Annotated in this window: 2 protein-coding genes and 1 pseudogene; all 3 read left to right on the forward strand. The window is 44.9% G+C overall.

Going from position 1 to position 12,561, the window contains the following annotated elements; translation table 11 throughout:
* Nucleotides 1-62 precede the first annotated feature (62 nt).
* A pseudogene (locus QUA83_RS11790) lies at nt 63-791 on the forward strand (IS1 family transposase).
* A 764-nt stretch (nt 792-1,555) separates the two neighbouring features.
* Nucleotides 1,556-11,065, forward strand: coding sequence for a PAS domain S-box protein (locus tag QUA83_RS11795; protein WP_333293342.1), 9,510 nt, complete (start codon nt 1,556-1,558; stop codon nt 11,063-11,065).
* Nucleotides 11,058-12,089 (forward strand): PleD family two-component system response regulator, encoded by a 1,032-nt coding sequence (locus QUA83_RS11800; RefSeq protein ID WP_333293343.1) that lies wholly within the window; start codon nt 11,058-11,060, stop codon nt 12,087-12,089. The genes QUA83_RS11795 and QUA83_RS11800 overlap by 8 nt, the downstream gene beginning before the upstream one ends.
* The last annotated feature ends 472 nt before the right edge of the window (nt 12,090-12,561 follow it).

Genomic DNA, 12,561 nt, shown 5'->3' on the forward strand with positions numbered 1-12,561 from the left:
TTAGGTAGTGATGCAGAGTAATGGTTTAATATTAAATCAACATAAATTTCCGAGGTAAAAGTATGGAATGTCCGAATTATCAAAGCAAATTTTTTTATTAAAAATAAAAAGACTTATTGCGGGAAACAGCGATTTAAATGTAAAAATTGTAGTCGTCAGGAAGATTGAAAATTCTCAATATAAGCAGATTTCAGCATAAACTCAAGCCTTAATTGAGCGGCTGATTTAAGAAAAAATTTCTTGAGCCGGAATAGCTAGAGCTACGGGGGTATTGATTCGATGGCTTCCGAATTATGTAAATAAAAAGTCTGCCGAAATTTCTGGGGAAATTTTGGTGATGAAAAAACCTTCATGTCAGTTGACTTTACAGCTAGATGAAAGGTGGTCATTTGTCAAAAACAAGCGAAAAAAGCAATGGCTCTGGATAGCTTTAGATCAAAATACCCGTGAAATTGTTGGACTTTATATTGGAAACCGCTCAAAAAAATCTGCATCCAAGCTCTGGCAATCTTTACCTCCTGTCTATAGACAATGTGCTGTTTGTCATACTGATTTTTGGGAATTTTATCCAGAAGTGCTACCTTTTACAAGACATCGACCTGTAGGTAAAGAATCGGGAAAAACCAGTTATATTGAAAGACTTAATAATACTTTACGGCAGCGAATTTATCGTTTGGTTCGTAAAACCTTGTCTTTCTCAAAAAAACTGATCTCACCATATTGGGCAAATTTTTAACTTTGTACATCACTATAATTCTTGGATAAGACAACGATATCATTACTGTGCATGACTACCCAAAGATGTTCCAGGCACTACTCCTAATTGGTCTAAGCGTTCCCAGATTAAGTTTTCAGTTTCCAGACAATGATTTTTTTTCAGCCTCAAGCAAAAAGACACACCCATTGTCTTCAGCTAGCTTCCCAGGTCTACCGAGCAAAATTCACGTAGCTTGCGGGGCGGAACGCCATCACCCAAAACCATCACTTTATATTTTTTAAGTAATGGTAAGACTTGCTGTAGAGCGAGAGTTTGTTCTGATAAATTACTGTTACCTAATTTGGGTAAGATACACCAGTATAATGGGAGGGCTGCGTCGCTGCCAAAGTAAGGCGATTCCCGGCAGGATAGCTTCGCTTCACGTAAACAGATTGATACACCCCCATTGACGTAGGATCGATCGCAATTGATAAAGTTTGCCCGACAGAGCAATACGTGGTTAACCAATAACTGATTAATGGAAACGTTCTGGAGTGCGAGCGTTAATTGAGGTATGTCAAGAAATCTTTGCAGTTTGCTTGGCAAGACTTTCAGTAGTAATTGGATAGGGAAATACCCGTGCGAGACGTTCCCGCCTCACTTGTTTTTCCGATTGTATAAGCTCCAATAATATTGTGAGCAACCTCAACTGGGTGTGCGTTAGTTGTTTTTGTAAGTGGGTTTGGTAGAATGTGGGTAACATTATTTTTGGGATAGGCTAGCTTGTAACAATTCGGCTGCCTATCTTTTTTTAGCATAAGTGGCCAAAATCTTTACTCCATAAAGGTTTCAGGCGGGTTGTCACCATCCCAGGGCGATCGCAAAAGTCGTTATTGCAGCGAGAAGAAAATGCTGGAACTTTGGAAAAACCTTTTTGCTATAGCACCGTTTATCCCCCACGGGCATTGCTATCTCTGGAAGCCAGGATTGGTGAGTCTTCATATCGCTTCCGACTCGCTAATCGCCCTGGCTTATTATTCCATTCCCATCACGCTGCTCTATTTTGTTCGCAAGCGACAAGATTTGCCCTACCCTTGGATATTTCTGCTATTTAGCACCTTTATCATCGCTTGCGGCGCCACTCACTTGATGGAGATTTGGACGCTTTGGCATCCTATCTATTGGCTGAGTGGCTGCCTCAAAGCCATCACCGCATTCATTTCAGTGCTAACAGCTATCGAGCTAGTGCCGATCGTACCCAAAGTATTAGCGCTCCCCAGTCCCGCACAGATGGAAGCAGCAAACCGAAAACTAGAACGCGAGATTGGAGAACGCAAAATTGCAGAAGCAGCACTTCAAGAGCGGGAGCAGTTTTTAAGCAACATTTATAACTCAGTAACAGATACCCTTTGGGTAGTAGAACAGGTTGAGGATGGTGAATTTCAAGTGGTCAGCATGAATCGAGCCATTGAATCCTCAACTGAAACTTTAGCCGAGCATTGGATTGGTAAACGACTGGACGAACTGTGGGACATCGATACAGCGACTACAATTCGATCGCACTACCATGACTGTTTGCAGCAAGGCAAAACAATCTCTTACGAGGAGAATCTGCCTTTTGGAGAACAGATTTGTTGCTTTCTGACCACCTTAACGCCTTTAGTCGCTCCCGATGAGCGAACTCGCTTACTCGGCGTCAGCATGGATATCACCGAACGCAAGCAGGCTGAAAATGCTTTGAAAGAAAGTGAAGAACGCTGGCAGTTAGCGTTGCGGGGTAACAAAGATGGAATTTGGGATTGGAATGTCAGAACGAATCAAGTTTTTTTCTCGGCGCGATGGAAGAAAATACTGGGTTATGAAGACTGTGAAATTTCCCACCATCTAGATGAATGGGCTAAACGAGTCCATCCAGACGATTTTGCCTGGGTGATGGAAACAATCCAAAATCACTTTGCTAAAAAAACACCTTTTTACCAAACCGAACACCGCATTTTATGTAAAGACGGAACTTATAAATGGATTCTCGATCGCGGTCAGGCACTCTGGGATGACAACGGCAATGCGATTAGAATGGTCGGTTCTTCTACCGATATTACAGAAAGCAAAAAGGCTGAAGCAGAACTGCGCTGGAAAGAAACCTTGCTGCGCTCGATGACGGATGCTTCGCCACTCGCTTTTTTTGTTGTAGATAACCGTAGCGATGACATTCTCTACTTCAATCACCGCTTCTGCAACATCTGGGGTATCGAACACCTAGAGGAACAGATGCAGCGGGGTCAACTGAAAAACAACGAGATCGTTCCTCACTGCCTGCCCGTCCTTGCAGATGTTCCGGCTTTTGCCGAATCCTGCAAACCGTTGCAAAGAGAAGAGAATCGAGCCGTTGTTGAAGATGAAATTCCTTTTAGCGATGGCCGCACTATTCGTCGTTTTTCGACACAAATTCGCGACGAAAGCGATCGCTATTTCGGACGGCTTTATCTCTTTGAAGATATTACCGAACGCAAGCAAATAGAAGAACAACTCCAACTGGCCGATTTTTCGCTCGAACGCTCCTCTCTCGCCCTTGCCTGGATCGATCGCGATGCCAGAATTTTACGGGTGAACCAAACAGCTTGTGAGCAAAGAGGATATTCTCGCGAAGAGTTGGTGTCGATGCGCGTTTGGGAAACAGATCCCAATTTCCCAAGGGAGGTATGGCCACAGCATTGGCAACAACTTAAAGAGCAAAAAACACTTTCATTTACTTCTCAACAATCCAGAAAAGATGGCAGTGTTCTTCCCGTAGAAATAACGCTAAATTATCTGGAATTTAACGGGAAAGAATACAATTTTGCTTGCGCCCGCGATATCAGCGATCGCTATCGCGCAGAAGAAGCACTGCGAGCCTCTCAAGCCCGTCTTTCTGGGGTTCTAGACATTGCCGACGAAGCCATTATCTCAGTAGACTCCAGCCAACGCATTACCCTATACAACCAAGGAGCGGAACGGATTTTTGGCTACACTTCCGAGGAAATGCTCGGTCAGACTCTCGACCGACTTTTGCCAGAACGCTTTGTGGCAAGTCATCGCCAGCACGTAGATCGATTTGCCCAATCTGCCCAAACAGCAAGGAAGATGGGTAGGCGCGGCGAGATTGTCGGTCGCCGTAAAGATGGCACGGAATTTCCGGCTGAAGCCTCGATTTCTCAATTGGAATTAACAGGAGAAAAAGTTTTTACTGTTTTTCTGCGCGACATTAGCGATCGCAAACAGGCAGAAACAGCCTTAAAAGAAAGTGAAGCCCGCTTCCAAGCATTTATGAATCACAGCCCTGCTGCTGCTTGGATTACCGATAGAGATGGGCGGCTTCTCTACTTCAGCAAAACCTATTCCCGAATGTTCAATTTGCCAACCAAATATTCAGTTGGCAAAACAGACCTCAACATCTATCCGGCTGAGTTTAGGCAGGAATATTTAAAAAATATTCGCAAAGTTGTAGAAACCAATCAAACGCTCGAAGCCATTGAACTGGCTCCCCTCGCGGACGGCAGCATTGGTGAGTTTTTGGTTTACAAGTTTCCGCTACCAACTTCATCGGGGCAAGTGCTGGTTGGCGGGGTAGCGATTGATGTTACCGAGCGCAAAAAAGCAGAGGCAGCCCTGCGACAACGAGAACAAGAGTTCCGCGCTTTAGTAGAAAATGCACCCGATATTATCATGCGATTCGATCGGGAATGTCGCTATCTCTATATCAACCCCATAGTTGAAGGACAATTGGGGATTCCTCCTGTCGCGTTTATCGGTAAAACTATTAATGAATTGGGTGCGCCCGAAGCATTGGTTAATCTTTGGCGAACAACCCTTGAGCAAGTATTTGAAACGGGTTGCGAGCAAAACATTGAATACGAAATTCCCTCGCTTGCAGGGCTAACTTATTATGCTTCCCGTGTGGTGCCTGAGTTGGGCAGCGATGGCTCGGTGCAATCAGTTTTGGCAGTTGCTCGCGATATCAGCGAGCGCAAACTTGCAGAAATGGCTCTAAAACAGGCTCGCAACGAGTTAGAAACTCGAGTCAAGCAACGCACTGCCTTACTAGCTACAGCAAATAAGGAATTGCGGCAAGAAATTGCCGATCGCAAACAAGCACAAGTAGCGCTGCAAGTATCGGAAGCCAGACTCAAAGAATTGCTTGATAATACAGCTGCCTTTATTTCCTCCGCACGCATCCATCCCGATAGAGTGTGGGAATACGACTACTATTCCCCTAATGGAGAAGAAATTTTTGGCTATAAAGGAGAAGAGTTTGCTGCCGATCCGAGTCTGTGGTTATCTAGAATTCCTGCCGAAGATATTGAGGCAATCGTTTTGCCAGCAATGGAAGATTTGTATAACGGACAGCAACTTACTATAGAGTATCGATTCTGCCATAAAAATGGGAATTTCCTTTGGTTATCTAACACTCTGCTCGCTAAAAAACACGCATCCGAAGATTATTGGTTTGCTACGGGAATTGTTATCGACATCACCGAACGCAAACAAGCAGAAAAAGCATTGCAGGAAAGCGAACAGCGCTTTGCTACTTTGGCGAAAACCGCACCTGTAGGAATTTTCCGCACCGATATTCAGGGCAATTGTGTGTATGGCAACGAACGCAGTTTTGAAATGATCGGGCTTTCCCCAGAGGAATCGATAGGAGCAGGTTGGGCAACAGCAATACACCCAGAGGATCGCGATCGCACTATTGCTGCTTGGTTGAGTTTCGTACAGCAAGGCATTCCCTATCACTGCGAACACCGCTTTAAACGACTCGATGGTAGCGTTATCTGGGTGTTAGGACAAGCGATCGCGGAAAAAGATGTTGATGGGAACACCATCGGTTACATCGGCACCATTACTGATATCACTGAGCGCAAACAATCAGAACAACTCTTAAAAGATTACAATCAACTTCTAGAAACTCAGGTACAAGAACGCACGGCTGCACTGACTCAAACAAATGCTCAATTAGAGCAGGAAATTGAGGAACGCAAGCAAATAGAAGACCAATTACGGCGCAGCGAAACCAAACTATCAGCCATTTTAGATAATGCAGGTGCTTGTATTTATATCAAAGATTTGAATGGCACCTACCTCTATGTCAATCGCTTAACTGAGGAATTTTTTGGGTGTAGCGCATCTGAAATTATTGGAAATAACGACCGTAATTTTTTTGCTGAAGAATTTGTTTTAGCTTACAAAGAAACTTGCGATCGCGTAACAAACAGCGGTCTTGTCCATCGCTTTGAGGAAATTGGAATTGATAGTAATGGAGAGCTACATTACGTTTTATCGACCAAAGTTCCTCTAAAAAATTCTGACGGCGATGTTTATGGCCTGTGCGGTATTTCGACAGATATTACCGAACTCAAGAAGACAGAAGCTGCGCTCAGGCAAAGCGAAGAACGAATGCAGGCGCTTTTGAGTGCGATACCCGATTTGATGTTGCGGCATCGAGTCGATGGCACTTATTTAGACGTGGCAGGAAATGACAGTTCCTTGCTAGTGCCGCGCGACGAGTTCATTGGCAAAAAGTTACAGGAAACGCCCATTCCCGAACAAATTAAAACCGACTTGCTCGAACGTTTCCAGGTAGTCGCGGAAACTGGAACGCTACAACTTTACGAACACGACCTGGAAAAACCGGATGGTATCCACAGTTACGAGACGCGCATCGTAAAAAGCGGTGTCGATGAAGTTGTATGTCTGGTGCGCGATATTACCGAACGCAAGCGAGCGCAAGTCGCCCTCCAAGAGAGCGAAGAACGCTACCGTACTGTGATAACAGCGATGGCAGAGGGGATTGTCTTGCAAGATGCGGACGGTGCTATCCGTACTTGTAATGCTAGTGCCAAACGCATTTTGGGTTTGTCTCGCAAGCAAATGATGGGGCGAACTTCTCTAGATCCCAACTGGCGAGCGGTGCGCGAAGACGGTTCCCCCTTCCCAGGAGAAGAACACCCGGCAATGGTGACGCTGCGAACGGGCAAAGCTTGCTTAAACGTCGTGATGGGAGTCCACAAACCGGATGGTAGTTTTACCTGGATTTCTATTAATTCTCAACCTCTGCGTCGAGCGGGCGAACCTCTTCCCCATGCAGTTGTTTGCTCGTTTGCTGATATTACCGCTCGCAAACAGGCACAAGAGGCACTGCGGCAAAGCGAAGCGCGTTATTTGGCGATTCTTGAAGATCAAACAGAAATGATCGGTCGCTCCTTACCAGATGGAACCTTGACCTTTGTTAACGAAGCTTTCTGCCGATTCTATGGAATGACGCGGGAACAACTCATCGGTCACTGCTACGAACCTAACGTATTTGAGGAAGACCGCGAGCTTGTAGCAAGGCTGGTTAAAACTCTTAGCGTAGATAATCCGCTCGTCATTATTGAAAATCGGGTGATTGCTAAGGGACAGGAAGTGCGTTGGACGCAGTGGGTTAACCGAGGAATATTCGACGAAAATGGTCAGCTCTTAGAGTTTCAAGGGGTTGGACGAGATATCACCGATCGTAAACTTGCTGAAGAAAGCCTGCGACGCTATGAAAAGATTGTTGCGGCTACCACTGATGCAATTTGTTTAGTCGATCGCAACTACACCTATCAAGTTGTTAATCAAGCATACTTGAATTGGCATCATCGCAATCGGGAAGAGATACTCGGACGTACTATTAGTGAAGTTTTGGGTAAGGAGCTGTTTGAAGCTCAAATCAAACCAAGAGTAGAGCGATGTTTAAGTGGGGAAACTGTTCAATACGAACTATGGGTTAAATATCCCAATGCGGAAGAGAAATTCCTCAGCGCTACCTACGCTCCTTATGTAGAGGCAGATGGCACTATTTCAGGTGTGGTTGCAAGTTTGCGAAACCTCACCAAACTGAAACAAATGGAAGTCGCGTTACAGCAGAGCGAATCTACCCTGCGAGCTTTTTTCAACAGCAGCGTCATGATGATGGGCATTGTCGAGCTGTATGAAGATGACTTTTTGCATCTGTCTGCTAACCCAGCAACCGCGCAATTTTTCGGCACCACTCCAGAGGCGATGCAGAATCATTTCGTTGGCAAATCGGGAATGCCGCGATCGCTCCTGCAACTTTGGCTGGGCCACTACTGGGAAGCTGTAAAAACTCAAGCTCCAGTACGATTTGAATACGCTCACGAAACTCCTACAGGACAAAAGTGGCTGTCTGCCAGCGTTTGCCCGATTACCATTGGCTCTAACGGTCGTCCGAGATTGTCGTACATTGTCGAAGATGTGAGCGATCGCAAACGAGCAGAAGAAGCGCTACAGCAGAGTGAATCAACCCTTCGCAGTTTCTTCGACAGCGGCTCGATGTTGATGGGTATTGTCGAGCTGTATGACGACGATATTCTGCATCTTTCTGATAATCCAACATCGGCGCGATTCTTCGGTACTACCCCAGAACAGATGAAAAATCGGTTTGCAAGTGAGATGGGAGTGCCACCAGCACACCTACAGCAGTGGATCGAGCGCTATCGAGAAGCTTTACAGACTCAAGCTGCCGTGCGCTTTGAGTATCCTCACGAGACTCCAACCGAGTTAAAATGGCTCTCTGCCAGCGTTTGCCCCATTGGAATTGGCTCGAACGGTCGTCCGAGATTGTCGTACATTGTTGAAGATATCAGCGAGCGCAAACGCGCAGAAGAAGCACTCAGCCTCAGCGAAGGTCGGCTTAAACACCTGACGGCTAGCATTCCGGGAACCCTTTACTCCTTTGGATACTATCCCGATGGTTCGGCTAAGTTTGAGTATGTCAGTCCCGGTTGCCGAGACTTATTTGAACTCGAACCAGAGCAGGTACTAGCAGAGCGAAATCTTCTTGAAAACCAAGTTTCTCCTGATGACCGACCCAGGTTTGAAGAAGCAATTTCTTACTCCCTGCAAAACCTGCAACCTGTCACTGCTGAATGGCGCAATATAAATCCTTCTGGAAAACAAAGATGGCTGCGCGCCCAAGCTCAACCTGAATGCCGCGAAGATGGCTCCAAAGTTTGGCATGGAGTAATATTAGATATTACCGAGCGCAAACTTGCAGAAGAAAAGCTCAAACGGGCAGAGTATAAATATCGCACCTTAATCGAACAAATTCCGGGTATTGTTTATATCTCTCCGCTTGAGGCAACAACCGAGGAAGCTTACATCAGCCCGCAACTGCAACAATTGCTGGAAGTTCCTCCAGAAGAATGGTCTGCTGGATTCTTTAATAGTTGGGCTGATTACGTCCATCCAGAAGATCGCGATCGCGTTTGGCAAGCTGTCAGCACCACAATTTCTACGGGAGAACCATTGAGAGTCGAATATCGCATGATAACTCGCAATGGCAGAACGGTTTGGATCAGAGATCGAGCCAATCTTGTCCTTTCCTCTGATGGACGGACTCGCGTGCTTCAGGGTTTAGCTTTAGATATTAGCGATCGCAAACAAATTGAGCAAGCGCTGCAAGAAAGCAACGAGCGTTTCCACCTAGCAACATCGGCAGTAAAAGGATTTATTTACGACTGGGATCTGAAGCCCAATATAGTTTTACGGACGCGGGGACTATTTGAACTTGTTGGATACCGCCCCGAAGAAGCCGACGCGAAGGTTGACTGGTGGAACGAACACGTGCACCCAGAAGATTTACCCAAAATTTCCCAGCAGTTATCCGAAGCCTTTGCGAATGAAACTCAAAGTTATTACGTGCTGGAATACCGACTTCGCCATCGAGACGGTCACTACGTTTACCTGTCAGATTATGGCACGATCTCGCGAGATGCCAACAGACGACCAATTCGAGCCGTAGGCCACTCTATAGACGTAAGCGAACGCAAACAAGCAGAAGCTGCCTTGCAAAAAGCACTCCAAGCTGCTCAAGCTGCATCCGTCGCCAAAAGCCGCTTCCTGTCCAACATGAGCCACGAACTGCGTACTCCTCTCAATGCCATTCTCGGTTTTAGTCAGGTGATGGTTCGCAGTAGTTCTGTTTCCCCCGACCAAAAAGAACAGCTAAAAATCATCAATCGCAGTGGCGAACATTTGCTCAATTTAATCAACGATATTTTGTCGATGGCCAAAATTGAAGCGGGGCAGACTACGCTCAATGAAAATCGCTTTGACCTGTATCAGCTACTGAACGATCTAGAACAGATGCTCAAACTCAAAGCGCTTTCTAAAGGCTTACAACTAACCTTTGAACGGGCATTAAATGTTCCTCAATACGTGCAAACTGACGAAAATAAATTGCGTCAAATTTTAATTAACTTATTGGGAAATGCAATTAAATTCACTGCTTCCGGTCACGTTGTATCGCGAGTGAAAAAGAGCCGATTGTCAGGAAAATCTGACCTCCAAGACCCCAGCTCCAAAACTTACTTGTTGTTTGAAATTGAAGACACTGGCCCCGGCATTGCACCCGCTGAAATTAAAACTTTATTCGACCCCTTCGTCCAAACAGAAGCAGGCCGCAAATCGATGCAAGGAACGGGGTTGGGGTTACCCATCAGCCGACAATTCGTAGAGATGATGGGAGGAGAGATTGCGGTCAGTAGTCAACTCGGTCAGGGAACAATTTTCGCATTCGATATCCTCGCGAGCGCTGTTGCTGAACCTGATGATAAGAGTTTATTGATTACCCAGGAAGTTATTGGGTTAGAGCCAAATCAACCTGTGTACCGCATTCTAGTTGTTGAGGATGTCGAAGAGAACCGTCAGTTGCTCTTAAAAATACTTAAACCGTTAGGATTTGAAGTGCGAGAAGCGGTTAACGGTCAAGAAGCGATCGCTTTATGGTCAACTTGGAAACCGCACCTAATCTGGATGGATATGCGAATGCCCGTCATGGACGGCTACGAAGCAACTAGAGAAATAAAAGCTTTGGAACAGCAAAGTGTAGTAGCTAGAGAGAATAACAACTTACCTACCAACTCATCATCTACCAACGCAACAAAAATTATTGCTTTAACTGCTAGCGCTTTTGACGAAGATAGAGCCAAGATTATGACAGCAGGCTGCGATGACTTTATACATAAGCCTTTCCGAGAGTCGATTCTATTTGACAAGATGGCTCAACACTTAGGAGTCCGTTATATTTATCAAGAGGATTGGTCTAATAGCTCACCCGAGCTAGCAACACCGAGAAACTTAACACCAGAGGATCTAAACGTCATGCCTTCTGAGTGGATAGCACAGTTCCGACAAGAGGTGCTTTGTGCTAACGACGAGTTAATTTTGCAGCTAATCGACCAAATTCCCGAAAGCGAGGCAAGTTTAGCACACACCCTGGCAGATTTGGTTAATAACTTTCGCTTAGATATACTCTTTAATTTAGTCCGAGCATCTAGTAATGAATAGCCATCAAGTACCCGCTTTCTTGAGGGACATCCTCGTCGTTGACGATCATCCAGACAACCTCCGAGTTTTGTCCGCTATCCTTACCGAGTCTGGATATCACGTCCGAAGGGCAATTAACGGTCATCTGGCTTTAAAAGTTGCCCAAAATGCTCCCCCCGTTCTGATTTTACTTGACATCTTGATGCCAGAAATGGATGGCTATGAAGTTTGCTCCTTGCTAAAAACTCACCCACAAACAGCGGAGATTCCAGTAATTTTTATCAGCGCTCTTGATGATGTATTTGATAAAGTAAAAGCCTTTGAGGTTGGAGGGGTAGATTACATTACCAAACCCTTTCAGTCAGCCGAAGTTTTAGCTCGAGTTAAAAACCAACTAATTATCCGCAATCTGTATCTCCAACTTCAGAATCAAGCCCAGAAAATCGCCGAGCAAAATGTGTTTCTACAACAGGAAATTAAGTATCGCAAACGAGCTGAATCTGCTTTGGTTGAAGCTAATATTGAGCTACAGCGTCTCGCCTCTTTAGATAGCTTAACAGGAGTCGCTAATCGTCGTCAGTTCAATGAAGATCTCAATAAAGAGTGGCAACGGATGGCACGAGAGCAATTACCCTTATCTTTGATTTTAAGTGATATTGATTATTTCAAAAAATACAATGATACTTATGGTCATTTAGCGGGAGATTTCTGTCTACAGCAAGTGGCTCAAGCGATTAGCCGTGCTATTAAGCGTCCGGCAGATATATTGGCTCGTTACGGAGGTGAAGAATTTGCTGTAATTCTACCTAATACCAAAGCTGAAGGAGCGCTAAAAGTTGCTGAGGCGATGCGGCATGAAGTGCTCAATCTTAAAATTGCTCACGCTCAATCTGCTGTTAATAAATACGTCACCTTGAGTCTGGGCGTTTTCAGTGTAGTTCCCCAGGACATCTCTGACCCCTCAATCTTAATTGCTGCGGCTGATAAAGTGTTATATGAAGCTAAAAAGCAGGGGAGAAACCGCTCAATTGTGAAAACTTTTTAATCATTAGGCTTTGAGTTGCAACTCAACTTGCTTCCCAGATAAATTGATTTAGGTGATTTAACCCACATTCCGCAGATGTGGGTGGAATTTTTTTATCAGTTGTAAAAAGTGGGAACCCCAAAGTTTTTCCGTTAAACTTATGCGGTTTTAACCCACATTCCGCAGATGTGGGTGGAATTTTTTTATCAGTTGTAAAAAGTGGGAACCCCAAAGTTTTTCCGTTAAACTTATGCGGTTTTAACGTCACGGGAGTCGCTCAAATCTCCCGAAATTAAATAAAGTGAAATAATTGACTTTTTTTAATAGCTTGATGGCGCTGTTTTCTCGAAATAACTCAGCTTTTTAGCCAAGGAAAATCCTGCCATGAGCTAATTATCTTGACTAATAAATGTAGATTATTCACCAATATCTACAGCTTAATAACGAGCGTCATCCACCTAAAAACATTAAATAGTACCTACTGCAATACTGT

The organism is Microcoleus sp. K1-B1 (genome assembly GCF_036704705.1).
GTDB lineage: Bacteria > Cyanobacteriota > Cyanobacteriia > Cyanobacteriales > Microcoleaceae > Microcoleus.

What these genes read in the sequence shown, in the direction of transcription:
- QUA83_RS11800 (WP_333293343.1), top strand. Translation starts at nt 11,058, where the DNA reads ATGAATAGCCATCAAGTACCCGCTTTCTTGAGGGACATCCTCGTCGTT.